At 67.9% G+C, this 24,348-nt stretch carries 24 protein-coding genes; 12 read left to right on the forward strand and 12 right to left on the reverse strand.

What is annotated here, in order from left to right:
• The first annotated feature begins 417 nt into the window (after nt 1–417).
• A complete protein-coding gene (locus ACZY0Y_RS04720; protein ID WP_463881341.1) occupies nt 418–849 on the forward strand; it encodes a LexA family protein in 432 nt (143 codons plus the stop codon).
• On the forward strand, nt 842–2,134 hold the full coding sequence (locus ACZY0Y_RS04725; protein WP_463956966.1) for a Y-family DNA polymerase: 1,293 nt from the start codon (nt 842–844) through the stop codon (nt 2,132–2,134). Before ACZY0Y_RS04720 ends, ACZY0Y_RS04725 begins: the two co-directional genes overlap by 8 nt.
• 36 nt (nt 2,135–2,170) lie before the next feature.
• Here the strand turns inward: ACZY0Y_RS04725 and ACZY0Y_RS04730 are convergent, their stop codons facing one another.
• Nucleotides 2,171–3,136, reverse strand: a complete 966-nt coding sequence (locus ACZY0Y_RS04730) for an AfsR/SARP family transcriptional regulator (RefSeq protein ID WP_463956967.1) — start codon at nt 3,134–3,136, stop codon at nt 2,171–2,173.
• 388 nt (nt 3,137–3,524) lie between these two features.
• A complete protein-coding gene (locus tag ACZY0Y_RS04735; protein ID WP_463956968.1) occupies nt 3,525–4,505 on the reverse strand; it encodes a S1C family serine protease in 981 nt (326 codons plus the stop codon).
• A gap of 181 nt (nt 4,506–4,686) precedes the next feature.
• Between ACZY0Y_RS04735 and ACZY0Y_RS04740 the strand changes: the two genes are divergently transcribed.
• Nucleotides 4,687–5,184: an HtaA domain-containing protein gene (locus tag ACZY0Y_RS04740; protein WP_463956969.1), complete on the forward strand. Its 498-nt coding sequence runs from the start codon at nt 4,687–4,689 to the stop codon at nt 5,182–5,184.
• A gap of 281 nt (nt 5,185–5,465) precedes the next feature.
• Nucleotides 5,466–6,917 (forward strand): sensor histidine kinase, encoded by a 1,452-nt coding sequence (locus ACZY0Y_RS04745; RefSeq protein ID WP_463956970.1) that lies wholly within the window; start codon nt 5,466–5,468, stop codon nt 6,915–6,917.
• Here ACZY0Y_RS04745 and ACZY0Y_RS04750 read toward each other — a convergent pair.
• On the reverse strand, nt 6,868–7,575 hold the full coding sequence (locus ACZY0Y_RS04750; RefSeq protein WP_463885724.1) for a response regulator transcription factor: 708 nt from the start codon (nt 7,573–7,575) through the stop codon (nt 6,868–6,870). The two genes, ACZY0Y_RS04745 and ACZY0Y_RS04750, sit on opposite strands and share 50 nt — an antisense overlap.
• Before the next feature lie 102 nt (nt 7,576–7,677).
• On the reverse strand, nt 7,678–7,944 hold the full coding sequence (locus ACZY0Y_RS04755; protein WP_160666091.1) for a hypothetical protein: 267 nt from the start codon (nt 7,942–7,944) through the stop codon (nt 7,678–7,680).
• Nucleotides 7,945–8,175: 231 nt separating this feature from the next.
• Here ACZY0Y_RS04755 and ACZY0Y_RS04760 point away from each other — a divergent pair, with 231 nt between their 5' ends.
• The 3 genes from ACZY0Y_RS04760 (at nt 8,176) to ACZY0Y_RS04770 (ending at nt 11,338) form a co-directional block, all read left to right on the forward strand.
• On the forward strand, nt 8,176–8,478 hold the full coding sequence (locus ACZY0Y_RS04760; protein WP_024367177.1) for a DUF4193 domain-containing protein: 303 nt from the start codon (nt 8,176–8,178) through the stop codon (nt 8,476–8,478).
• A gap of 160 nt (nt 8,479–8,638) precedes the next feature.
• On the forward strand, nt 8,639–10,837 hold the full coding sequence (locus ACZY0Y_RS04765; RefSeq protein WP_463956971.1) for a putative bifunctional diguanylate cyclase/phosphodiesterase: 2,199 nt from the start codon (nt 8,639–8,641) through the stop codon (nt 10,835–10,837).
• 96 nt (nt 10,838–10,933) lie between these two features.
• Nucleotides 10,934–11,338 carry a cupredoxin domain-containing protein gene (locus tag ACZY0Y_RS04770; RefSeq protein WP_463956972.1) on the forward strand — a complete coding sequence of 135 codons (405 nt, stop codon included), beginning with the start codon at nt 10,934–10,936 and terminating at the stop codon, nt 11,336–11,338.
• A gap of 31 nt (nt 11,339–11,369) precedes the next feature.
• Here the strand turns inward: ACZY0Y_RS04770 and ACZY0Y_RS04775 are convergent, their stop codons facing one another.
• Both ACZY0Y_RS04775 and ACZY0Y_RS04780 read right to left on the reverse strand, forming a co-directional pair.
• Nucleotides 11,370–11,717 (reverse strand): GNAT family N-acetyltransferase, encoded by a 348-nt coding sequence (locus tag ACZY0Y_RS04775; RefSeq protein WP_463885717.1) that lies wholly within the window; start codon nt 11,715–11,717, stop codon nt 11,370–11,372.
• Between the two features lie 21 nt (nt 11,718–11,738).
• The gene (locus ACZY0Y_RS04780; RefSeq protein WP_463956973.1) at nt 11,739–12,734 is read right to left on the reverse strand and encodes a pirin family protein; all 996 of its coding nucleotides are present in this window, start codon (nt 12,732–12,734) and stop codon (nt 11,739–11,741) included.
• A gap of 70 nt (nt 12,735–12,804) precedes the next feature.
• Here ACZY0Y_RS04780 and ACZY0Y_RS04785 point away from each other — a divergent pair, with 70 nt between their 5' ends.
• Complete coding sequence (locus ACZY0Y_RS04785) at nt 12,805–13,476, forward strand: alpha/beta hydrolase family protein (protein ID WP_463885713.1); 672 nt, start codon at nt 12,805–12,807, stop codon at nt 13,474–13,476.
• A gap of 31 nt (nt 13,477–13,507) precedes the next feature.
• Here ACZY0Y_RS04785 and ACZY0Y_RS04790 read toward each other — a convergent pair whose 3' ends face one another.
• Nucleotides 13,508–14,791: a class I SAM-dependent methyltransferase gene (locus ACZY0Y_RS04790; protein ID WP_463956974.1), complete on the reverse strand. Its 1,284-nt coding sequence runs from the start codon at nt 14,789–14,791 to the stop codon at nt 13,508–13,510.
• Nucleotides 14,792–14,942: 151 nt separating this feature from the next.
• Here ACZY0Y_RS04790 and ACZY0Y_RS04795 point away from each other — a divergent pair, with 151 nt between their 5' ends.
• Together ACZY0Y_RS04795 and ACZY0Y_RS04800 are read left to right on the forward strand one after the other, a co-directional pair.
• The gene (locus ACZY0Y_RS04795; RefSeq protein WP_463885709.1) at nt 14,943–15,296 is read left to right on the forward strand and encodes a hypothetical protein; all 354 of its coding nucleotides are present in this window, start codon (nt 14,943–14,945) and stop codon (nt 15,294–15,296) included.
• A gap of 136 nt (nt 15,297–15,432) precedes the next feature.
• Nucleotides 15,433–16,320 carry an amidohydrolase family protein gene (locus tag ACZY0Y_RS04800; protein ID WP_463956988.1) on the forward strand — a complete coding sequence of 296 codons (888 nt, stop codon included), beginning with the start codon at nt 15,433–15,435 and terminating at the stop codon, nt 16,318–16,320.
• Nucleotides 16,321–16,344: 24 nt separating this feature from the next.
• Here ACZY0Y_RS04800 and ligD read toward each other — a convergent pair whose 3' ends face one another.
• A complete protein-coding gene (gene ligD / locus ACZY0Y_RS04805) occupies nt 16,345–17,367 on the reverse strand; it encodes a non-homologous end-joining DNA ligase (RefSeq protein ID WP_463956975.1) in 1,023 nt (340 codons plus the stop codon).
• 62 nt (nt 17,368–17,429) lie between these two features.
• On the opposite strand from ligD, the gene ACZY0Y_RS04810 reads away from it, so the two are divergent.
• Entirely contained in the window at nt 17,430–18,752 is a 1,323-nt protein-coding gene (locus ACZY0Y_RS04810; protein ID WP_463956976.1) for a nicotinate phosphoribosyltransferase, read from the forward strand.
• Here ACZY0Y_RS04810 and ACZY0Y_RS04815 read toward each other — a convergent pair.
• The 3 genes from ACZY0Y_RS04815 to hrpB all read right to left on the reverse strand — a co-directional run bounded on the left by ACZY0Y_RS04815 (nt 18,743) and on the right by hrpB (nt 22,099).
• Complete coding sequence (locus ACZY0Y_RS04815; RefSeq protein WP_463885706.1) at nt 18,743–19,042, reverse strand: hypothetical protein; 300 nt, start codon at nt 19,040–19,042, stop codon at nt 18,743–18,745. The two genes, ACZY0Y_RS04810 and ACZY0Y_RS04815, sit on opposite strands and share 10 nt — an antisense overlap.
• The gene (locus tag ACZY0Y_RS04820) at nt 19,039–19,320 is read right to left on the reverse strand and encodes a hypothetical protein (RefSeq protein WP_463885704.1); all 282 of its coding nucleotides are present in this window, start codon (nt 19,318–19,320) and stop codon (nt 19,039–19,041) included. Before ACZY0Y_RS04820 ends, ACZY0Y_RS04815 begins: the two co-directional genes overlap by 4 nt.
• A gap of 97 nt (nt 19,321–19,417) precedes the next feature.
• Nucleotides 19,418–22,099 (reverse strand): ATP-dependent helicase HrpB, encoded by a 2,682-nt coding sequence (gene hrpB, locus ACZY0Y_RS04825; RefSeq protein ID WP_463956977.1) that lies wholly within the window; start codon nt 22,097–22,099, stop codon nt 19,418–19,420.
• A 101-nt stretch (nt 22,100–22,200) separates the two neighbouring features.
• Between hrpB and ACZY0Y_RS04830 the strand changes: the two genes are divergently transcribed.
• Nucleotides 22,201–23,715, forward strand: a complete 1,515-nt coding sequence (locus ACZY0Y_RS04830) for a CYTH and CHAD domain-containing protein (protein ID WP_463956978.1) — start codon at nt 22,201–22,203, stop codon at nt 23,713–23,715.
• Nucleotides 23,716–23,726: 11 nt separating this feature from the next.
• Here the strand turns inward: ACZY0Y_RS04830 and ACZY0Y_RS04835 are convergent, their stop codons facing one another.
• Nucleotides 23,727–24,314, reverse strand: a complete 588-nt coding sequence (locus ACZY0Y_RS04835; RefSeq protein ID WP_463885699.1) for a TetR/AcrR family transcriptional regulator — start codon at nt 24,312–24,314, stop codon at nt 23,727–23,729.
• Nucleotides 24,315–24,348: the final 34 nt, after the last annotated feature.

Genomic DNA, 24,348 nt, shown 5'->3' on the forward strand with positions numbered 1-24,348 from the left:
ATCCACGTTCCGCCAGCGTCTTTGCACCTTTGGATCACAGGGTTAGGGTCACGCATCCCCTGGCAGGTGGCGAGCCCCACCAGCAGCAGTGCAGTGACAAGAATCCAGACCAGGCGCCTCTGGCTCCCACTCCTGGTCCGATTCTCCCCCATTGTCATAACGGGAGTCTAGCGTCGGACACACCGGGCCCAGCTCAGAAGCAACCAGCCCCCTTCAGCCGCACCTTTCCGCCATTAAACGCGGGCGAGTCCTGAGGAGTCCGCGGGTGACAGTGGACCCTGACGGCATTCCGAGGAACCTCATGCACCGCCAGATGGCGCCAACCATGCGTTAGGCGTAATACGGCAACGTGTGCGCAATGTCAGTCCCCGGGACTACACTGAACCTATCGAACATATATTCGAATAAAGGTGTGTTGTGGGCGTAATCATCGGGCCCCGCGTGATAGACGCGGGCACTTCTCTTCTGTCGGTCCTGATCTCGCCGGTGCCGGTCGCCGCAGGCTACCCCTCCCCGGCCCAGGACTACTTTGACGGCCGCATCGACCTTAACGAACACCTCATCAAGGACATCACCAGCACCTATGTCGTCCGGGTGTCCGGGGACTCCATGGAGGGCGCCGGGATCAGCGACGGCGACGAACTGATCGTCAACCGGGCGCTTGAGCCCCGTGACGGCTGTGTCGTCGTCGCGGTCCTCGACGGCGAACTCACCGTCAAGAGGCTGCGCCTCACGACTTCCGGCGTGGTCCTCCAGGCGGACAACCCCCGCTACCCGGACATCAGGGTCGCGGCGTTGTCGGACCTCGTCATCTGGGGCGTCGCGACCCGCTGCCTCCACCATGTCTAGGGCCGGGCCCGGGCGGGGCAGCGTCGCCCTCGTCGATGTGAACTGCTTCTACGCCAGCGCCGAACGCGCCTTCGACCCCTCCCTGGAGGGCCGTCCGCTGGTGGTGCTCTCCAACAACGACGGCTGCGCCGTCACCCGCTCCCCCGAGGCGAAGGCACTTGGAATCCCGCTCGGTGAGCCCTGGTTCAAGCTCGCGCCGCGGGCAAAGGAATGGGGGCTCGTGGCGCGCTCGAGCAACTACGAGCTCTACGGGGACATCAGCGCCCGGGTGATGGAACTCCTCGGCCGCTACTCGGCGTGGCTGGAGGTCTACAGCATCGACGAGGCTTTTCTGGGCGTCCGCGGCACTCCCCAGGAGCTGCAGCGGCTGGGCCACACGATGAAGACGGCAGTGCGCCGGAACGTCGGCGTCCCCGTCTGCGTTGGCATCGCAGGCACCAAGACCTTGGCGAAACTGGCCAACAAGTGGGCCAAACACAATCCGGCGTTCGACGGCGTCTGCCACTGGGATGCCGTCCCCGCCGCCCAGCAGGAAAGGCTCATGGCGGGCCTGTCCGTGATCGAGCTCTGGGGTGTTGCGGCACAGTTGACCAAACGGCTGAACGGGCTGGGGATCCATTCGATTTTGGACCTCGCCCGGGCGGATCCGATCCGGATCAGGGACCGCTTTTCGGTGGTGCTGATGCGCACGGTCCTCGAACTCCAGGGAACTCCGTGCATCCCGCTGGAGGAGCAGCGAATAGGGCGCGACCAGCTCATCTTCAGCCGCTCGTTCGCCGCTCCGATCACCACCGGCGCCGGCCTGCGCCAGGTCCTCGGCGTCTATGCCCAGCAGGCCAGCGCCCGGCTGGCACGCCACGGGCTTCAGGCCAAGGTGCTGACTGCATTCGCGGCCACGTCGTTCTACAACCGGCAGTCCAGTTCCCACCCTTCCGTGTGCGTGCCCCTGCCCATGCCCACCGCGGACCCGGTCCTCCTGGCAAGGGCCGCCTGCGCCCTGCTCCCCCGGATCGACAACGGCATCAAGTACGTCCGTGCGGGCATCATGGTCACGGACCTGCGGCCCACAGGCAACCAGGCACCGCTGGCGGTCTTCGAGAACCCACATGAGGAACGCGGCATCGGCCCTCTGCTTGAGGAGGTTAGCCGGAGGTACGGCCGGGGCTCGATCGGCCTTGGCCACGCCGGAATCCGGGGCGGACCGGACTGGACCATGAAACGGGACATGCTGTCCCCCCGCTACACAACCCACTGGGACGAGCTCCCGGTTGTCAAAGCCGCGTGAGTGGCCCGGCCGGCGGGCCGCTGCACCAGGGCAGATTCAGACGGCGACGGCCAGCGCCTGCTGCAGGAAGGAGTCGAGCACCCGGCCGGCGTTCTCCTGCATGCGCCGGGATTCCTCTGCGGCGGGCTGCGTGCTTTTGGGGCCGTGCAGCCGTTCACTCAGATAGAGCAGGGCTGCCAGGACTTCCGAGAGTTCGGTGTTTCCCTCGGCGCGCTGCCGCAACAGCCTCAGGTGGGCATCCTGCAGGGCCGGCCCCGGGGCGCAGCCCAGGTCGCGGTCGAACAACCGGCGGCAGCGCTCATACGCGGCCAGTCCCTGCACTGGGAGACCCGCCTGCTCGTATCCCGCGACCAGGATGGTCCATGCACGTTCGTTGAGCGGCTCCGAACGGATCGAGGTCTGTGCCAGCGAAACAGCGAGTTCGGGTTTGTCCAGAAATGCTGCGGTTTCTGCCGCGAGAATCTGGGCGTCGACTTTCGCGGCTGCGTGGCGGGCCCGGGCCTCCTCCGCCCACTCGGCCACCAGCTCAAAACCCAGCAGCGGCTCTGCGGCCAGTTCCAAGGCCTGCAGCGAGAGCATGTGAGCCTCCGCCGGCGGGGACTGCCGGGCCGTGCGGACCAGCTCGTGAAACTCGGACAGGTCGAGTTCCACCAGCTGTGGATCAAGGACGTAGCCGGCGTTCGCGGTGCGAAGCGGACCCGATTTGGTGTTGCCGGGCTGGATCGCCCGGCGCAGGCCGCTGACATAGCTCTCGAGAGTCGCGACGGCGCCGTCGCTGGCATGCGGTCCCCATAGCATCTCCACGAGACGCGTCTTCGAAACAGGTGTCCCGAGGTTCAGCAGGAGAATTTCCAGAATGTGCCGCGGCTTGCAGCCTCCCAGGTCCGCAGCCCTGAGCACTGCTCCATTTCGCCGGACCTCGAATGTTCCGAAAAGCCGAACCGAAATTCCCGGTGTGGGAACGCTCAAATTCTCCACTTTGATCCCCTCCCCAGGTATCACTAAATCGCTCCTCGAAGAGCCGAAAGGAATTACAGGAAAGGTACGCTGAGACTCACTTCCATCCGACTTTCTAGGGAAACCGTTTCACGCAGGACGAGGCTCAACAAGGAATGCAACTACCCGATCGTTGACCGCGCGGAAAGTCGGGTACACCGGGGAACGCCGCCAAGTATCCTCCCGAAGTCTCCTGAGTACCCGGACGGTGAGGCAAGTATCGCCACCCCCAAGCGGTGGCACGACCCCGGGTAGGTCCACCCGGGCCGTAACGCCGGCCCTGTCAGAAGAGTTCTCCAGGAGCGCCGGGGCGATGACCAGGTTTCGAACAGCGCCCTGACGCGCGAACCGGGAATTTCCGGATCCATCGGCATTCCCGAGGGCACCGCTAACCCTACTTCTCCCTCATCTCCTCGGGGACGGTGAGCACCCGGATTTCAGCACCGTCACGTAATACCGCCAACTCCAGCGGAACACCAATGGCCGCGACAAACAGCAGTTTCTGCAGACTTTCGGCGTTGGAGACCGCTTTTTCACCGACCCTGAGGAGCACATCCCCCGCCCGGAATCCGGCCCGCTCGGCGGGAGACCCTGCCAGGACTTCGACCACCAGGAGCCCTTCGCGGTGTCCGGTCCGTACGACGGCGCTGGGCTGGAGTTGGATTGGGGTACTGACGAGCCCGAGGTAGGCGCGTCGGACGCGGCCGTCCTTAAGCAGCGCTGCAATGATCCGCCGCGAGGTGGCGTTGACCGGGACGGCCAGGCCCAGCCCGGCGCCGGCCACCGCAGCATTGATGCCGACGATCCTGCCCCGCGCATCCGCGAGCGCTCCGCCCGAACTTCCCGGGTTGAGGGCTGCGTCGGTCTGGATGACGTCTTCGATCATCCGGCGGTTGTGTCCGGACCAGACGGGAATGGAGCGTCCCAGCCCGCTGACCACCCCGGCGGTCACGGAGCCCGAGAGTCCCAGCGGGTTGCCGACCGCGATGACCAACTGCCCGACCCTGAGCGACTCTGCATCACCCAGGTCCGCGGGCGTCACAGTCGGGGCCCTGCCATGCACGACGGCCAGATCGGAAAGTGGATCCGAGCCGACCACTTCCACGGCGGTGCGGGTCCCGTCGGCATATACCGCGCCGCCACCTTGGGCGCCGCCCACCACATGGGCGTTGGTGAGGAGGTACCCGTCCGAGGTGAACAGGACGGCTGAGCCGGCGCCGATGCGGAAGCGGCCCTGCCGTCCGGTGCCGGACACTTCCAGCGCCGCCACATGGGGAGTCACCGCGGCGGCGACGCGAATCACCGTTGCGGAGCAGGAATCAAGGGGGTCCTCGGACGCCTCGGGGTCAGGGACCCGGCTGATCGCAGTTGCCACAGCGCACCTCCTGAACTGGTACTCATCTAAGTCAACCACCGGCCCGGGAGAGGTAGTCCGGCGCACCCTACGCCCTCAGGGGAATACGCCGGATGTCACGACGGCGGGGCGGCAGTTCATGCGGCAGGCCATGCACCGCTAGGCTCAGAGAGTCCAGCTTTTCAGCCACAGGAGAACCTACGTGAACGCAGCGTCCGCTTCACCCGATCCGCTGCCCGCGCTGGGCCTGAGCTGGGGCATCAAGCGCAGCTTCGTCGACTACATCAACAGCCTGCCGGACGGGTCCGTCTCCGCGACCAACGGGGCGACCGTGGCCGAACCTTCCCTGTTCTGCTTCAGCCCGGAGTCCTCTGACTACGACGTCGAGCGCGGCACAGGCGTGCTGCGCTTCCGCGGGGATGTCCGGCTCGCCGGCCACCACGGCATGCTGCTGGTCCGGCTGCTGGATCCTTGGATCACCTTCACCGGCGGCAGCGGAGTGCTCTCCATCAGCACCGGCGATGGCCAGGACCGCACCGCGGTCGGGTTCCTCACTCCGTCGAAGCCCCGCGTCGCCGGCGGGTCTCTCGTGTGGGAACCCGTCGACGTCGTCATTTCCCCGGAAGGATCCGAGCTCTTCGACGGCCAGTATGCCGCCGGCCAGCCCATGGATCCGCTCTTCATCCGGGTGGCAGCCTAAGGAGAGCCGCGCTGGTGGAGTTCGCGGACGGTCGCCTTCGGCTCTAAATTCACAAATGACCGGCCGCACACTGGTTGAGGAGAGAGTGCGGCCGGTAGCCTGTGGCGGCCGGCGGATGTGCGCCGGAGCCTTGAGCCTGTCGGCTCCTTCATGAACTTTTCCTGCCTTAACTGTGCCGCACAGCACCTGAGAGGACCCTGAGAAGGCCCCTGCCGCGTCGGGCTCCGGAAAACTCTCCGGCAGCGGTTGTCCGAGGACCGCCGGTGCCGCATTCTTGGAACATGGAACGGCCCACGTCCCCGGCCAGGCGGTCCCGCCGCAGCAGTTGGGGCTTGCGCAAGCGCTCGACGGCGGTCGCCGTCGCCGTCGTTGCCGCTGCGCTGCTTGTAGGTGGCGTCATCTGGCTCGCTCTGCTGCAAAGCACCCTCACGGCCTCGATCGATTCCGCTTCCCTGCGGAAGACACAAGACGTGATCGTCCAACTGGCTGACCACGACATCGATGAGCTCGCCGAGTATATCGGGCTAACGGCCTACGCCGGCCAGTATGTCCAGCTCCTGGACGCCTCCGGGCAGGTGGTAGCAGGGTCCGAGCCCAAGGCCGCCCAGGTGCCCCTGACCGCCCGGCGCCCCTCCCCTGGCCAAACCCAAACCCAGGACGTCTCCAGTCTCCCCAACATCGGCAACCAGGACGACTTCCACGTGGTCACCGCCGGAGTGCGGGTCGGTTCCGCCGAGTACACCGTGGTGGTTGCCTCCTCAGTGCAGGTGCAGGCCGATACCGTCGCCACCGTGGCGTGGTTCCTGCTGGGGGCTACCCCGTTGCTGCTCGCTGTCGTTGGCATCTCCGTATGGCGGCTGGTGGGACGATCGCTGCGCCAGGTCGAAAGGATCCGGGGCCAGGTCGCCCGGATCGACGCCGAACGCCTCGATGGCCGCATTGACGTCCCGCCCACCAACGACGAACTCGAGGCTCTGGCCCGGACCATGAACATGATGCTGGAGCGGCTCCAGGCATCGGACCGTGAACAGCGCCGCTTCGTCTCCGATGCAAGCCACGAATTGCGCAGCCCGCTGGCCACGTTGAGTGCCGGCGTGGAGATCGCCGCGGCGGATCCATCCGGAGCGATGTGGCTCCAGATGAAAGATGTCCTTGCCAGCGAAACGGAGCGCATGCGCTATCTCGTGGAGGACCTGCTGACGCTGGCCAAGGCGAACGACGGGGGGCTGGCGGTCGAGGATGACGACGTGGACCTGGACGACGTCGTGGACCAGGAGATCAGGCGGCTGCGGTCGGCTAGCCTGCACCAGATCACAGCCGAGCTCACGCCGACCCGAATCCGGGGCGATGCCCGGCGCATCGGCCAGGTGCTCCGCAACGTCCTGGACAACGCTGAGCGGCACGCGCGGTCCCGGCTCCGGGTCACCCTGCGCACCACGGCCGGCGGCGCTGTAATCACTGTCGACAACGACGGCGATCCCGTTCCCGCGGCGGACCGGGTGCGGATCTTTGAGCGCTTTGTCCGGCTCGATGAGAGCCGTTCCCGGGAAAACGGCGGCAGCGGTCTCGGCCTGGCCATTGCGGCGGGGATCATGTCCGCCCACCACGGCACCATCTGCGCCACCGAAGGGCCCGACGGTGAATGCCGTTTCGAAATTGCGTTTCCCCTGCCCGGGGCCCCGGCTACTGATGAGGGCGCGGATGCGCCGGTTCGGAAATCTGCCCGGCGCTGAGCTGGTAGCCCATCCCGCGCACTGTGGCCAGGCTGCGGACACCGAACGGGGCATCGATTTTGCGCCGCAGGTAGCCGATGTAGACCTCCACGACGTTGTCCCCGCCTTCGAACGCCGAATCCCAGACGTTGTCGAGGATCTCCGCCTTCGACACAACCTGGTCGTGCCGCCGCATGAGATAGTGCAGCAGCCCGTATTCGCGGGCCGTGAGGCTGATCTCCGTGCCGTCCCGTCGGACCCGGCGGGTGACGGGGTCGATGGAGAGGGTACCGAGCGTCAGCACGACGGGCCGCTCCGGGGCCCCGCGTCGGATCAGGGCACGGATCCGGGCCACGAGCACCAGGAAACTAAACGGTTTAGTCAGGTAGTCATCGGCACCGAGGTCAAAGGCATCCGTCTGGTCGTACTCCCCGTCCTTCGCGGTGAGCATCAGCACCGGGGTCCAGATCCGGCGTTGGCGCAGTTCCTTGAGCACGTCGTAGCCGTTCATGAGCGGCAGCATCAGGTCCAGCAGGATCGCGTCGTAGTGGGATTCGCTGGCGGCCGACAGTCCGCTGACGCCGTCATGGGCCACGTCCACGACGAACCCTTCATTCACAAGGCCCCGGCGAACGGTATCGGCGAGGTGCCGCTCGTCCTCCACCATCAGAACCCTCATTGCGGACTCCTCTCCTCAGACCCAGTATGGCGCCTGGAGCGCCTCTCGGCATGTCTGGTTCCAAGGGGAATCGCGGGCACCGCACCGTGAGCGGGGCGTCTCCTAAACGTCTTCGCGGGCCTGGGGCACCTGGGCAGCGGAGCCAAACAGCCAGCTGGAGACATCGCTGCGCAGGACAAAGTGGGGTCCGCCCGTGGCGCTGACGCTGCCGGTGGGAACGTAGTACCCGCGTCCGGCGCCCGGACCGCCGGCCGCGCGGTCAAGGGCGTCGGTGAGCTGTCTGGGCAGGTGGCCCACGGGGCCGAGGGCCCGGAGGCGGTCAACTTCGTCGGGCGTGAGCCTTCCGAACACTGCAGCGATATCTGCCATCCCGGTTCCCTTCTGGCGGACGGTGCCTGAGGAACAAGCCTAGGACCACAGCATGAACGGCGTATGACATCCGGACGACGATCATCGAACAGATGCCACCCCGGCGGAAACCCATCACCGGTGTTGTGAGTGTCACTGCACACAGTGCCCCTACACCCAGCAAATTAACGGGTGCATGCTGTACCGTTCAATCCCGGGAAACTCAGAACAACGGAATCGAGAATCAACCAGGTGGCAACCGACTATGACGAAGTCCGATCCGACGTTGCGGAATCACGCAACGCCTCGCTGGAGGCCCTTCGCTCGGCGAACGCGCCGGACGCCCGCAGCGTAACCCGCGAGCTCGATGAGGCGGACACCTCCGAAGGCGTAGAACTGCCGGGCGCCGACCTCTCCGGCGAGGAACTGACGGTCACCGTCATTCCGCAGAAGGACGACGAGTTCACATGTTACTCATGTTTCCTCGTCCGGCACCGCTCGCAGCTCGCCCGCGAAAAGGCAGGCCACTCGTACTGCGCTGACTGCATGAGCTAACAGGCGGCCCGCTTCACATTTCCGCCGTAACGCCGCCGGGCATGCCATACACGACGCGTTCCGATACGCTCCTCATTGACGATTCGGCGCGTGCCGGTACCTAGCCGGAGGCGGAATCATGCGGAACTGGACCATCAAGCCTGAGGACCAGCCTCCTCTAGTGGCTGGTGCCACTTCTGATGGCCACGGTGGTACAAACAGCTTCGGCACCGGCAAACCCGGTACCGGAGCTGTTGCCGTCGGGACCGGAGACCGGCTCCCCGGGCGCACCTGGAGCCTTAAGACCGAATGGTCGAGGGCCTTCGCCATGATGCTGGTGGCGCTGCTCGTGGGGGCCCTGGCCACGATGGTCGGCGTCCGGGGCGTCGGGGACCAGGTGCAGGAAACTGCCGCCCGGCTCCAAAGCGAATCAGAGATGATCGCGCAATTGCGCTCCGCCCTCGATGCCCATGAACAGGCCGGCCATCAGCTCCTGTCCAACGCACCGGTCGACCGTTCGGTGTTCCTCCAAGAGCAGCGGGACATTTCCCGCCGCTTCGACGAGGCCATCGGCTCCCTGCCGGCGGAGCGGGACATGCGTGCCGCCGCGGGCAACGCCCGCGCCCAGTGGCAGGACGGGCTCGCGGAACGCGGGCTGTGGGGCGACCAGGTGCAGACCCTCACGGGAAACCACGTGGCCGAGTCGCCGGGTCTCGACGCGTCCGGCGCCGGGGTCCGTGCCTCGCTGGATGGGATTCAACGGTCGGCCCTTGAAGCGATGGACTCCGGACTGGCCTACAGTGCCGAGCTTCAGCAGATCGTGATCGCAGCCCGCAGCGCCTTGTTCGGGCTGGCGGCGGCCGTCGTCGTCTACTTCCGCAGCAGAATGGTCAAATTCCTGATCCGGCCCGTCGAGGGCCTGCACAGTGGGGTCCTCAAACTGAAAGCCGGCGACTACAGCCACCGCATCGACGTCGTCCGCCGCGACGAGCTGGGTGAACTGGCAGAGGCCTTCAACTCCATGGCCGCCGCTGTCCACGACAGCCATCTGGCCCTGACGCACCGCGCCACGCATGATCCCCTGACAGGGCTGGCCAACCGGGCGGCGTTAACCGAGCGGCTCGCAAAGTCATTCCAGCCGGGCACAGCCGGAAAGTCCCGGCGCGAAGGGCTGCTGTTCGTCGATGTCGACGACTTCAAGGACGTCAACGACTCGCTGGGGCACGAAGGCGGCGACGCGCTGCTCATCCAGCTTGCCAACCGCTTGCAGGGCTGCATGCGGTCCCACGACCTCGCCGCCCGCCTCGGCGGGGACGAGTTTGCGATCGTCGTGGGAGACGATGCCGACGGATCCGTCACCGCCGCGATCGCGGAACGGATTCATGATGCACTGCGGTCACCCTTTTCGGTCGGCGAAGTCCGGCTGAAAGTTTCAGTCAGTATGGGCGCCACACTTCACCGCCCCGAAACCGTGGAACCGGCCGATTTGCTGCGGCAGGCAGACTTCGCCATGTACATGGCCAAACAAGCAGGCAAGGGACGCTACCAGCGCTTCGACGCCGAGGGCTATGACAGGATGGCGCACCGTGCAGCCCTCCGTGCCGATCTGGCCGCCGCAGTGCCCGAGCAGCAGCTGCGGATCGACTACCAGCCGGTGGCTGATCTGCGCACCGGGGAAATCCTCGGTGTGGAGGCGCTCGTGCGCTGGAATCACCCCACGCTGGGGCTGCTGGAACCCGCGGAATTCATCCCGCTGGCCGAGGAAACCGGAGACATCGAGGAGATCGGCCGCTGGGTACTGGGCACCGCGAGCCGCCAGGCCGCCCGCTGGCGCGCCTCGATGGGCCATTGCGAAAACCTCTGGGTTTCCATCAACCTCTCCACCTTGCAGTTGCCCAGCCCGCGGAACCTGGACGCGATCGAGAGAATCCTGATGGATCCCGCTGCGGAAGCGGACAAAGTCGTCCTGGAAGTCACCGAAACGGCATTGGCCAGCAGCATCGACGGCGGCATCACGGCGCTCCACCGGCTTAAGGCCGTCGGCGTCCGCATCGCCATAGACGACTTCGGGACCGGCTACTCCTCACTGAGCACCCTGGCCGATCTGCCCGCGGACATCCTCAAGATTGACCGGTCATTCCTCGCCGCCAGCACCTCCGATGCCGCCTCTGCCGCCATGCTCGAGGGCATCCTCGGGCTGGCCCACAAACTCAACCTCGAGGCGATCGCCGAAGGCATCGAAGACGCCGGGCAACTGGCCCTGCTCCGCGGCCTGGGCTGCCGGATGGGACAGGGATACTTCCTGTCCCGTCCGGGCCCCGCCCCCATCGTCGAGGCGCTCCTCGCGGCAGGTGCCCGGCTCCAGCCGCCGGTGGCGTAGGGGCAGCCGGGAAGCCGGTGCGATTTCGCGGCGGCAGGCGGAGAATGGAGGGTAGTGGCTCGTCCTGTATCTCCGCCGTGCAGAGGATGGTGCACCGTGAATGCCGGCAAGGATCCCGCGCGCTGGCTTGCTCCGGCGCTGGCTGTGTTGCTCGTCCCGGTGTTGGCCGGGCTGGGCGGTTGCGCCACCGGGGGCGGAAGTCCGGCCCCGGCCTCGACGCCCGGCCCGGTCAGCCCCGGCAACACGGCCGGCGCCACGACCATCACCCTTAAGGACTTCGGTTTCGGGGCGCCGGTCCCGGTCTCCCCGGGGGCGAGGGTGACCGTGACGAACCTGGACGGCGCTGCCCATACCGTGACGGCCGACGACGGCTCGGCCTTCAACGTGGACGTCAAGGGCAGCGGCGGGACGGGAACATTTGCCGCGCCCATGCAGCCCGGAACCTACACCTACCACTGCATTTACCATCCGCAGATGCACGGCACGCTGACGGTGGGATGAGCGTCAGGGCTGGAGCGGCAGGGGGCCCGGCTCAGCGTCGGGCGCGCTGCGTCAACGCGCTGTTGAGGACTCCGAGCAGTGCCGGTGTGGGAACCTGGACGCTGGCCGCGTACTGCGTGTGGCTTGCGAGGTATTTTTTGATGTACGGGCACACGGGGACAATCTTCAAGCCGGCGGCGACCGTGTCGTCAAGGGCCTGTGCCGCGAGGCGGCCGGCGAGCCCCTGGCCGCCGAAGTCCTCGTCAATGACCGTGTGGTAGAAAATCCGGTGGGTGCCGCCGTCGTCGATGTACGCCGCCTGGCCGATGACGGTGTCGCCGTCAAGAACCTCGTAGCGGAGCCGGTCGGGGTTCCTGCGGATGGTGATTGCGGTCAACATGTTTCTCTTTTCTCAGGGGGCTCAGTCGCGGGGGCGGAGCCGGGCGTTGGGGAGCGCGGGGGCCGGCAGCGGCGCGGGTTCCCCCGCGGGGAACGTGCCGAACCGCGGCACTGCGGTGTCCGTCCCGGCGGCTGGCAGGGCCTCGGCGCCGATTTCCGCCTGCCATTGGGCCCGGTACCCGACGATTTCATCGTGGCTGCGTCCCACGAAGTTCCACCACATCACAATCTGCTCGCCCAAAGGTTCGCCGCCGATCAGGAGCACGCGCAGGGGTTTGTCGCCGGCCGCCAGGGCCAGGGTGGTTCGCCCGACCGGCAGGTAGGCGAGGTGGTCCTGCGGGACCTGGTGGCCGTCCAGTACCAGGGTTCCGGTGTCCACCAGCAGGCCGTGTTCAAAGGAGGGGTCGGTGTCCAGGCTGAGGGTGGAACCTGCCTCCAACAGGATCTCAGCTCCCAGCAGCGGCGTGTGGGTGGTGACCGGCGAGGCGGTGCCGGCCAGGGATCCCAGAAAGACCCGCATGATCCAGCCGGGTCCACTCAGTGGCTCGGGACGGTAGTGCTCAAACGTCGGCTCCAACTGGCGTGCCCTGTCCGGCAGCGCTACCCAGAGCTGCGCACCGTGCAGGACGTCGGTCGCGGGGGTGGAGAATTCCGAGTGGCTGATGCCGCGTCCGGCCGTCATGAGGTTGACCTCGCCGGGCCGCACGGCCGCGTGGAAGCCGGCCGAGTCGCGGTGCTCGATCTCTCCGGTAAACAGCCAGCTGACGGTCTGCAGGCCAGTGTGCGGGTGGCGCGGGACGTGCATGCCCCCGGACTCCCCGACCCGGTCCGGGCCGTAGTGGTCCAGGAAGCACCAGGCGCCGATGAGGCTCCGCTGGCGCTGCGGCAGCGTCCTCCTGACATCCATGGCGCGCGGCCCGCCCAGCGGGACCTGGCGGGGAACCAGAATTTCCACCCCGACACAGTTGTCGTCCGTTTCGCACAGAATCTCCTGCGGCGCCACCTCGGTATTGCTCATAGGAACAGCCTAGCGATCGATCCGCGCGTACCGCAGTACCCTGGGCGTCTGCGGGCGTCATGATGGAGTCATGACAGTCCCCGAGTTGCCCGTCACGATCGCCGTGGGCGAATCCTCCGTTTCGGGCGTCTACGCCCGCCCTGCGCAGCCGGCTGCCACGCTGGTCGTCGCCCATGGGGCCGGGGCCGGCATGGAACACCCGTTCCTCGCCGGTTTTACCCGGGCCCTGAACCACCTGGCAATCGCCACGCTCCGCTTCAACTTCCCCTACCGGGAGGCCGGCCGGAAGTTCCCCGACAGGGCTCCGGCAGCCGTTGCGGCCTGGCGCGCGGCCATGTCCGAGGCCGCTGCCCGCTCCGGTGGCGAGCCTGTCTGGGCGGCTGGCAAGTCCTTCGGCGGACGGATGGCCTCCATGGCTGTTGCCGAAGGGATGCCCGCGGCAGGACTTGTCTATCTCGGTTACCCGCTCCATCCCCCGGGAAAGCCGGAAAAGCTCCGTGACGAACACCTGTACGGGCTGACCCTGCCGATGCTTTTCCTGCAGGGCACGCGCGACCCCTTTGCCACGCCCGAACTGCTGGAGGCCGTGGTGGCACGGATCGGCCCGTCAGCAACGCTGGAGTGGCGCGACGGCGGCGGTCACACCTTCGACGTCGCGGGAACCAGGCGCAGCACGGAAGAGGTCGGGGCATCACTGGCCGGGTCCGCCGCTGCCTTCATCGCAGCCCACAGCCCCGTCTGAGGCGCCGGCGGCCCCAGAGCGGCCCCAGGCCTCAGAGCCAGGCGGTCCGGCGCAGCGGCGGCTCGGCGCCGCCGGGCCGCTGCACCAGGATCTGGTTCACGCCGGTGATTCCGGATTCGAAGCCCAGGGCGCTGGCGGCCATGTAGAGCCGCCACACCCGGGCCCGGCCTTCCCCGGCGAGCTGCACAGCCTCGTTCCAGTTTTCCTCGAGGTTCCGCACCCAGGCCCGGAGAGTAAGCGCGTAGTGCCGCCGCAGGGCCTCGACGTCGAGGACTTCCAGTCCGCCGGACTCCAGCGCCCCAACCGTCTCCGCCAGGGGGAGCATCTCGCCGTCCGGGAACACGTAGCGCGGGATAAACGAGTCCGGATCCGGCGCGGTGGGTCCCGCATTCCAGGAAATGGCGTGGTTCAGCAGCCGGCCGCCCGGCCGGAGCAGCCCGTGCAGTTTGGCGACGTAGCCTGGCATCGGCTCGCGGCCCACGTGTTCGGACATGCCGATGGAGCTGATCGCGTCAAAAGGCCCGTCGTCGACGTCGCGGTAGTCCTGGACCCGGATGACCACCCGGTCGGTCAGGCCGGCCTCTGCAACGCGCTTCGCCGCCATGGCCGCCTGTTCGCCCGAAAGAGTCACGCCCACGACGTCGACTCCGTAGTTTTTGGCCGCGTGCAGGGCGAAGCTCCCCCAGCCGCAGCCGACATCCAGCACCCGCATGCCGGGCTTCAGTCCCAGCTTCCGGCAGACCAGGCCGAGCTTGGCGTCCTGCGCTGCCTCCAGTCCGGTGTCCTCGTCCTCCCACACCGCGCATGAGTAGACCATGGACGGGCCGAGGACAAGGGCGTAAAAGTCATTGCCGACGTCGTAGTGGTGGGAGATCGCCGCGGCGTCGCGCTTCCGGGTGTGCCGACGGCCGGCCCGGACAATCTTTGTTTCCTCCGGCGGCGGCGCCGGATTGGGTCCCAGGGCACCGATCAGGGCGGCGTTTTTGAGGATTGTCCCGATTTCGCGGACTGTCGGCCGGCGGAAAGGTCCGGGTTCGGCGAATTTGCCAGCGGAGCTCAACGCCGCGAAACCGGCGAAGACGTCGCCGGGCGCATCAACGTCCCCGGCAACATAGGCGCGGCTGAGGCCCAACTGCCCGGGCGACCAAAGCATCCGGCGCAGGGCACGCCGGGACCGGAACTCAATGACCGGCGCGCCGGCCGGGCCCGCCTCCGAGCCGTCCCAGGCCTTCAGCCGCAACGGGATTTCCTCCGTGCCCAGGACGATGGCCAGCACTTCAGCCAGCCGTGGTGCCACTCCTGTCTCTTGCGTCATGAACATGGCCTCTCTTCCAGTGCGTTGTTCTCAGTTCCAATCTATTTCGACGTTCCGCTGGCGAATAGGGGCCGTATGGCCCTGACGGCATAGCGCGTCCAGGGCCTACGTCTCTGGCGCCTGGCCGCTTGTGCCGCGTAGGGTCGGCTCCATGACTGAAGCTCTTTCGTCTCTTGCGGAGGCGTTCAAAAACGTGGGTGTAAGCAGGGCATACGGCACGCCCGTCAAGGTGGACGGGGAGGAACTGATCCCGGTGGCCCTGGTGTCGTTCGGCTTCGGCGGCGGAGGCAACTCCGAAGCCGAAGGCGCCGATGCTGCCGGCCTGGAAAGCGCGGCCGGCGGTGGCGGCGGCGGCTTCGTGCTCCCGCTGGGCGTCTACTGCCGCAACGGGAGCGGGCACGTGGCCTTCCGGCCCAACACGATAGCCCTCCTCGGCACGCTGGTCCCGCTGGTGTGCGCCGTCGGGTTTACCGCACGCGGGATCCTCCGGACGCTGCGACGGTAGCGCGCCCGGCTGCCAGCAGGAGCCTGCCCGCCGTGACACTGTGTGCCGGGAACGGTCCCTCGTGATGGCAGACTGGTCTGGGCCGTGTGTCGGGAATGGCCAGACAACGACGTAAAGGGAAGATCCGGTGGAATCGATGCGGGACGCTGACGTACCCCAGTGGTGGGCGCGGCTCGGACTTCCGGGCCTGATCGACATCCACACGCACTTCCTTCCGGAGCGGATGCTGCAGCGGGTGTGGGCGCACTTCGATGCAGCCGGTCCCCTCATCGGCCGCCCCTGGCCCATCACGTACCGCTCGGACGAAGCCAGCCGGCTGGCACGGCTGCGCCAGCTGGGGCTCCGGCATTTCACTGCACTGACCTACGCGCACCGGCCGGGCATGGCGGCGGACCTTAACGATTTCGCCCTCGAGCTGGCCGCGACAGAGCCGGATTGTGTTCCCAGCGCGACGTTTTTCCCTGAAGACGGCGTCCTGGAGCAGGTGCAGTCCGCAGTCGAACGCGGCGCCCGGGTGTTCAAGATCCATGCTCAGGTGGGCGGTTTCGATCTGCGCGAGCCGGTCCTGGACCCGGTATGGGGGCTGCTGGCCGAGGCCGGCATTCCGGTCGTCGTACACGTCGGCAGCGGCCCGGTTCCGCGGCCTGGCTTCACCGGACCGGACAAGCTCGAGGGTGTGCTGCGGCGCCATCCCCAGCTGACCGCTGTCGTTGCCCATCTGGGGGCACCGGAGTACGCCGAATTCCTGGACCTGGCGGAGGAGTATCCGCGCGTCCACCTCGACACGACCATGGTCTTCACGGACTTCTTCGAGGCGGCCGCGCCCTTCCCGGCTGAGCTCCTGCCGCGGCTGGCCGGGATGCGGGAGCGGGTTGTCCTGGGCAGCGACTTCCCGAACATCCCGTATGCGTATGCCCATCAGCTGGAGGCCCTGGAACGCCTCCGGGACAAGGAGCCCCGCCTCGACGACGACTGGTTGCGAAGGGTCTGCTGGTTCAACGGCCAGCGCCTGCTGGGCGTCTGATCCTGGCCCTAGTTGGAATTGCGCCTAGTCCTTGTTCCTGGCCCGGCTGGGCTGCACCCGCATCGGCTCGCCCGGCATCTTCGGGAAATCCGGAGGGAAAGGCAACTCCCCCAGCCCGGCCGCAAGGTCACGTTCCCACCACGCCAGGAGAACGTCGAGGGTGCCCGGCTTCGCATGCATATCCGCCCACGGGTCTCCCGTGGCCTTGAGCCGCTGCGGCACCGTGACGATAGTGAAGTCCTTCGTGCTGACATGCTCCAGCTCGTCCCAGCCGATCGGGCAGGACACGGTGGCGCCGGGCAGGGCGCGCGGGCTGTAGGCCCCGGCCATGGTGCGGTCGCGGTTCGCCTGGTTGAAGTCGACGAAGGTCCTTGTACCCCGCTCTTCCTTCCACCACGCAGTGGTGACCTTGTCCGGCATCCGCCGTTCAAGTTCGCGGGCGGCGGCGATCACGGCGTGCCGTACCTCGAGGAACTCGCGGCTGGGTTCGATCGGGGAGAACACATGCAGTCCCCGGTTGCCGGAGGTTTTGACGAACGACTCCAGGCCGGCCTCGGAAAGCACGGCGCGCAGTTCCTGCGCGGCAGTAACGGCGTCCTCGAAGCCGGTGCCCGGCTGCGGGTCGAGGTCGATCCGCAGCTGGTCGGGGTTGTCCGGGTTGCCGGCACGCGAGGCCCAGGGGTGGAACACCACCGTGTTCATCTGCACCGCCCAGACCGCGGCGGCAACATCGTCGATCACGAGCTGGGGATGCGAGCGTCCGCTGGGATAAACCACCATCACCGAGCGCACGAAATCCGGCGCGCCCCTGGGCGGATTCTTCGAGAAGAACTGCTCGCCGTCGACGGTGTCGCCGAACCGCTGAAGGGTGACCGGACGGTCACCGTTCGCTGCCAGGAAGGCGTCCCCGACGTCGACAATGTACCGGGCCAGGTCCAGCTTGGTGAGACCGAGCTCCGGCCACAGGACCCGGCTGGGGCTCGAGATCCTCAGTTCCCGGTTGCCGCCGGGGTTGCTGACGGTGACGGTGACTTCTTCCCTGGCCATGGGGACAAGGTACCCCCAGAGACGGGTCAACTGAATAGCCCGGCCGCGGGCTACGGTTAATCATGGATACCCCGCCGGCCTGGGACCGCCCCGCCACGTCCCTTTTCACCGACCATTATGAACTGACCATGCTGCAGGCGGCTCTTCACTCCGGGGCCGCGGAGCGGCGCACGGTCTTCGAGGCATTTGCCCGCGGACTGCCGGAGGGACGGCGGTACGGGATCGTCGCCGGAACCGGACGGCTGCTCGAGGGCATTGCCGGATTCCGCTTCGGGCCGTCAGAGCTGGAGTTCCTGGAGCGGACCGGCGTCGTCAACGGGGAGACCCTTTCCCGCCTGGCGGACTTCCGCTTCTCGGGCGACATCTGGGGCTACCCGGAGGGTGAGGCATACTTCCCGTACTCCCCCGTCCTGATCGTGGAAGCCACGTTCGCGGAGGCCTGCATCCTGGAGACGATTGTCCTGTCCGTCCTGAATCATGACAGCGCCATTGCCTCGGCGGCCTCCCGGATGGTCAGCGCGGCGGGAGGACGGCCCTGCATCGAGATGGGTTCACGCCGGGCCCACGAGGAGGCCGCCGTCGCGGCCGCACGCGCCGCCGTCATCGCGGGCTTCGAAGCAACGTCGAACCTGGAAGCCGGCCGGCGTTTCGGGCTCCGGACCGTCGGCACGGCGTCGCACTCATTCACGCTCCTGCACGACACCGAGCGTGATGCGTTCCGGGCGCAACTGGAGGCTTTGGGACCCGGAACCACCCTCCTCGTGGACACGTACGACGTCGAAGCGGCTGTCCGGACCGCCGTCGAACTCGCCGGGGACAAACTGGGCGCGGTGCGGCTCGATTCCGGCGACCTGCTGGCGCAGGCACGGTGGGTCCGTGAACTGCTGGACCGGCTGGGCAATGTCCACACGAAAATCGTCGTCACATCCGACCTCGACGAATACTCCGTGGCGGCCCTCCAGGCCGCGCCGGCCGACTCCTATGGAATCGGCACGGCCCTGGTCACGGGTTCCGGTGTGCCCACCGCGGGCATGGTCTATAAGCTGGTCAGTCGCACCAACGATGCGGGTGAGTTCGTGGCGGTGGCCAAGAGCTCCAAGAACAAGATCAACGTCGGCGGCCGGAAGCATGCGGTGCGCCGGCTCGACGGATCGGGCACCGCCACCCACGAAGTCCTGGGCGTTGGACACCTGCCGGTGGGGGAACCCACCGGCAGGCCACTGTTGCAGCAATTCGTCCGGGATGGTGAACTCCTGCCGGGATGGACCGGGCCGGAAGCCGTGGCGCGGGGCCGGCGCCGGCATGCCGACACCATGGCCGAACTGCCCGCCGTCGTGAACCGGCTCCAGCGTGGCGAACCCGCCCTCCCGACCGTCTACGCGTGAGGGCGCCGCCGTGCGTGCCGGAATCCTGCCGGCGGGACTGCCGGCCCGGCCGGCGGGCTGTTGCGGCGGTCCAGCTCATCGGTGACGAGCCGCAACAGCTTTCCGGCAGACTCCGAAAGGTCCCTGCCGTTGTCCGGCGAGGCCAATTCGACGCACTGCAGCAGCGCCGAGCGGAGCCGCACCAACTGTGCGGAGGGCACCAGAGGCCAGCGGCGGAAGGAGTCGAACATCAGCTCCGCGCGGGGCGCGTGGGCGAGCGGACCATAGACGCCGGCCAGTGCCGGCCTCATGCCGCACGCCCCCATCCGGCGTTGGCGGCTCTGCCGCCACCCAGCAGGCGGCTCCCCTGCCATCCCGATTCGCGGATCATGGCCACGGCTTCAGGTTCAGCGGTGGTCAGCTTCCGCAGGTCCACAACAACGTTGAGGCCGTACCCGAATGAGCCGGCCCGGCGGGCAACGGCAATGAGGCTTGGCACGTTTCGGACGGTGAGTTGGCCCTCCGGTGCCACGAGTGCAGATTCCGAACTGAGGTCGACAGCGACGGTGATGCCGAGTTTGCTGGTCATAGTAAAAGTTCCCCTGTGAAGCATGTGCGGCCGACTGCATGACCTCTTCTAGGATACCGGACACGCCGTGAGCCGAGTCACAATGACGTAACAGCTGCTAGCTCCTCTTCTTGGTACGGGAGGTCGCCGGCGCCGTCCACGGATCCTCCGGCCAGGGATGCCGGGGGTACCGGCCCCGCATCTCGGCACGGACCTGCGCATAGGGCCCGGACCAGAACGAGGCGAGGTCGTCCGTCACGGCCAGGGGCCGCCGGGCAGGCGAGAGCAGGTGGAAGAGAACAGGCACCCTGCCGCCCACCAGCTGTGGCGTCTGGTCCCAGCCGAAGCATTCCTGGAGTTTGACGGCCACCACCGGGCGGCCGCCGTCGTCTTCGACATCGGGGTAGTCGATCCTGACCCAGGAACCGCTTGGCACCTCAAGGCGTTCGGGGGCCAGTTCCCCGAGCCGGGCGGCGTCGGGCCACGGCAGCAGGCGCCGCAGCGGATCTGCCAGGTCGATTGCGCTCGTGGCGGCGCCGCCGGCCAGCGCCTCAAGTTCCGGTGCGAGCCACTCGTCGAGCCGGGCCAGCAGCGCCGGCCCGGACACATCCGGCCACGGGTCTCCGAGCTCGCGATGCAGCAGGGCAAGACGGCGGCGCAGGGCGTCCGCCCCCGTGGACCATCCAATGGCTTCGAGCCCTTCTTTGCCGAGCGCCCGGGCCACGGCTCCACGGCCCTCAGCAGCAGAGGGACGCACCGGCGTGGAGGACAGGACGATCGCGCCCAGCCTGCGTTCCTTGCGGGCTGTGACCCGGCCCTGGCTGAACTGCGCCTCAATGGTGCCGCTCAGGAGGTGCCGGGCGGCGGCCTGGGCTGTGTCCGCCGTCAGCGGCGCAGCGGAGCGGATGACGGCGCCGGTGCCTGCCGCATCCCGTCCCTGGGCCCGGGAGACCTCGGCGACGGCGAGCCACTGGTGACCCGACAGGGAGCTTCCGGCCGGGAGCCCGGCCCGCGTCCCGGAGGTGAGCAGGTAGCGCTCCGGGCCTCCACCGGGTACCCGTCGAGCGACGCGGTCAGGGAACGCGAGGGCGACGACGAATCCGACGGACTCCGCCGCGGTCACCGCCGGCTGCATGGGAGTTGGGGCCACGGCGGACCTCTCCTGGCGCGCGATCCCCTCCATCCGCCGGACGTCCTCCGTCCAGCGCCGGGACCCCGGCTCCTTCCCCGAGCGCAGGGCGGCCAGAAGGCGCGGCAGATCAGCACCGGGCGCACGCTGGTCCCCGGCGACCACGGCGACGGCTTCCGCGGCGGTGCGATCGCCGACGGCGGCAGCTCCGTCCAACAGGGCCCGGGCCAGCCGGGGATCGGCGGGAACCCTCGCCAGCACCTTGCCGAGATCCGTGGCGAGACCGTCCGGGGCCACCGCACCGAGCTCCCGCAGCACTTCAACAGCTTCGTCCATCGCGGCCTGCGGCGGTGCGTCCGGCAGTAACAGTCCCCGGCCGCCGGGAGATCCCCAGCACGCCAGGACCAGGGCCGCCCCTGTGAGGTCGGCGACGGCGATCTCCGGCGTCTGATGGGCCGGTGCGGCGCCATAGGTCTTCTGGTCGTAGCAGCGCACCACCCGTCCCGGGCCCTGGCGGGCGGCCCGCCCGGCCCGTTGCTCGGCGGAGGCCCGGGAGCAGGAGACGTTCACGAGCCCGGACATTCCCCGGCTCGCGTCCCGCCTGGGCTCGCGCGACAGCCCGGAGTCGATGACCAGCCGGACCCCGGGGACGGTGAGGGAGGACTCGGCGAGGGACGTCGACACGATGATCCGCGGGCTGCCTCCGGGTTCCCGCCCGGAGACGGCACGGTCCTGCTCCGCGGGGCCGATCTGCCCGTGCAGCTCCAGGACTTCCACGCGCGTCCGGCCTCGCAGCCGGCCGGCGACATAGGTCACTTCCCGGGCCCCCGGGACGAACACCAGGGCGTCAATATCCTGGCCGGACGCGAGTGCCCGGGAGTGCGACGAGGCGGCCGTGTCAGCCACATGGTCCAGGAAGGCGCGCGTCACTCCCCGTTCATCCAGCCGGGGCCCCGCGGCCGGGCTCCAGTCCACCTCCAGCGGGTGCAGCGCGGATAGGCAGTCGACGACGGGCGCCGCCCTGCCGCCGTCGTGGTCCTCCGCGTTGTGGTCCTGTGCAGCGCCGCCCGCCCCGATCAGGGCGGCGAAGCGTGGTGCGTCCAGGGTGGCGGACATGGCGACGAGCGCGAGGTCGCCCCGGAGCAGACGTACCTCGGTGAGCATGCCCAGCAACAGGTCGGTCTCCAGGCCGCGTTCGTGCACTTCGTCCAGGATGACGGCGCTGGTGCTTTCCAGTCCCGGATCCGCGAGCAGGCGGTTGAGCAGGATGCCCGGGGTGACAAATTCGATCAGGGTGCCCGGACCGGTCTGTCGTTCGCCGCGGACCGTGTATCCAACGCGGTCCCCCAGCCGGCTGCCGTCCAGCGCAGCGAGGCGCCGCGCAGCCGAACGGGCGGCGACCCGGCGCGGCTGGGTGACAATGATGCGGGGCATGGTGACTCGCCCCTGCTGCCGGGCAGCGTCCAGGGCGAGGTTGGCCAGCAACGGTGGCACCAGGGTGGTTTTGCCCGTTCCCGGCGGCGCCTGCACGACGGCGGTTGCGCCGGCGCCGCCGGCCCGCAGCGCCCCGGCCAGCTCACCGAGCGAATGCGCGAACACCAGGCCGGCTCCGATGACCCCCAGTTCGAAGGGCACGGGAGCAGAGGGGGTCGGAACAGCCGCAGAAGTCACGACTCCATTGTGCCTACAAAGCCGGGCACTTGGTTCCGCAGTGGGCGGACGCGGGACTTTTGACTCCTGCGGTGGCACGTCCCGCGGGCCTAGACTGAGGCATGGCCGGCTCCGGGAAGATCGAGGTGGAACGAAAATACGACGTTGAAGAAGGCGACGATTTGCCAGCCCTCGATTCGTTGGCGGGAGTGGACCGCGTCGGGCCAGCCGAGGAAGAATCACTCGACGCCGTCTACTTCGATACGGCGGATCTGGCACTGGCTTCCCGCCGGATCACCCTGCGCCGGCGGACCGGTGGCCACGATGCCGGATGGCATTTGAAGCTCCCCGTGGCGGTGGGGCAACGTCAAGAATTCACGGCACCGTTGGGCAAGGAACCGGAGTCCGTTCCCCGGCGGTTGCGGCAACTCGTGCGGGTCCACACGCGGGATCAGGACGTGATCCCTGTGGCACGGCTGAAAACCAGGCGCACCATACACCGCCTCTTTGCCGCCGATGGCAGCACCCTGGCCGAATTCAGCGATGACCGGGTGGATTCCCAGACCCTGTTGGCGCCGCAGGCCCGTACCACCTGGCGGGAATGGGAAATCGAACTCATCGACGGCCCCAGGCGGCTGCTTAAGGGCGCCGACGCTCTTGTGGCCGCTGCGGGCCACGAACCGTCCGCGCTGCCGTCCAAACTGGCCCGCGGCCTGGGCGGACAGTACCCTCCCGGCCGGACGGCGCCCTCCGGGCCGGAGCCCGAAGGGGCAGCCTCAGCGGTGCTCTTGTCGTACCTGGACCAGCAGGTTGAGGCACTGAAAAGACATGACCCCGGAGTCCGGGCGAACGCACCGGACGCCGTTCATCAGCTCCGCGTGGCCGCACGCCGGATCAGGTCCGTCCTGGCCACTTTCCGGAAGCTGAGCGACCCGGGCGCGGCAGGGTCGCTTCGCTCGGGACTTCAGTGGCTCGCCGGCAGCGTGGGTGAGGCACGGGATAATGAGGTGATGCAGGTCCGGCTGCTGGAGCTGGTCGGCGCCGAACCGCCGGAGTTGCTGTTGGGCCCGGTAGCGCAGCAAATTGAGGACCACCTCGGTGATGTTTTCCGTGATGCCCGGGCGAAGGGCCTCGCAGCCTTGAATAGTGCCCGCTACTTCCGCCTCCTCGACGCGCTGGATGCCTTCCTGGCCGAACCGCCGCTGACCCTAACCGCCGGGAAGGAAGCAATGCCGACCGTGGGCCGGCTCGTCTCGAAAGAGCTCAAACGCTTGACAAAGGAGGTAGCCGATCTCGACGTCGACTCCGCGAGTCCGGCCTTGGACGCCGAACTCCACGACGTCCGGAAGCGCGCCAAGCGACTGCGCTATGCGGCGGAAGCATCGGCACCGATTTTCGGCAAGCCGGCAACCGCCCTCGCCCGGGCCGCGGAGGAGATCCAGGAGAGTCTGGGCGATCATCATGACAGCGTCGTCACCCGGGATTTGCTGCGCCAGCTGGCTGCCGACGACGCCGGCGCCAATGCGTTCACGTACGGGCGGCTGCACGCCCTGGAGCAACAGGGCGGCGAGGATGCCCGCGAGCGGTTCTTCCGGACGTGGAGGACGTCTCCGCCGGAACCGCTCCGCTGGAAATAGCTGCAGGCTGTTTAGGTCGCGGCGCCGGCAGCCGTCACGAAGGGACCGAGCAGCGTCCGGAGGTGGGAGTGGACTTGTTCCAGCGTTTGCCCTGTCTCAAGCATGCGGGTGCCGGCATGGACGACGGAGTTGATCATTTCGGCCAGTGATGCGGGATCGGCAACCCCGAGCTCTGTGAGCGTCTCTATGAGCGGTTCCTGGAGCTGGCGGTGCATCCGGGTGGCTTGCTCGTCGAGTTCGGCTCCCGGGGCCAGTGCGGCCAACGCTGCCCCGACGGCGTGAGCTCCTTCGGCGACGAGGTCCACGTTGGCCGTAGCGTAGGCCAGGATACGGTCGGCTTTGGTGGGGGCGCCAGCCATGGCGCCGGTGACGCGCTCGGTCCAGCGCGGAAAAATGTCGCGGACCAGCGCCTGGAGCAGGTCCTGGCGGGAGTCGAAGTACTGGTAGACGCTGGGCCTCGAGAGTCCAGCCCGCTCGGCCACGTCTGCCATGGTCGGCGCTTCGGAGGTCTCTTGCAGGAGTTCGTGGGCAGCGTCCAGTAGTGCGCGCTCCTGTGCGGCGCGGTGCTCCGCGACGGTGGCGGCACTGATTCTGGGCATTGCGGGATCCTTTGACACGGACAGACTTACACAT

It is taken from the genome of Pseudarthrobacter kochi (assembly GCF_055412805.1).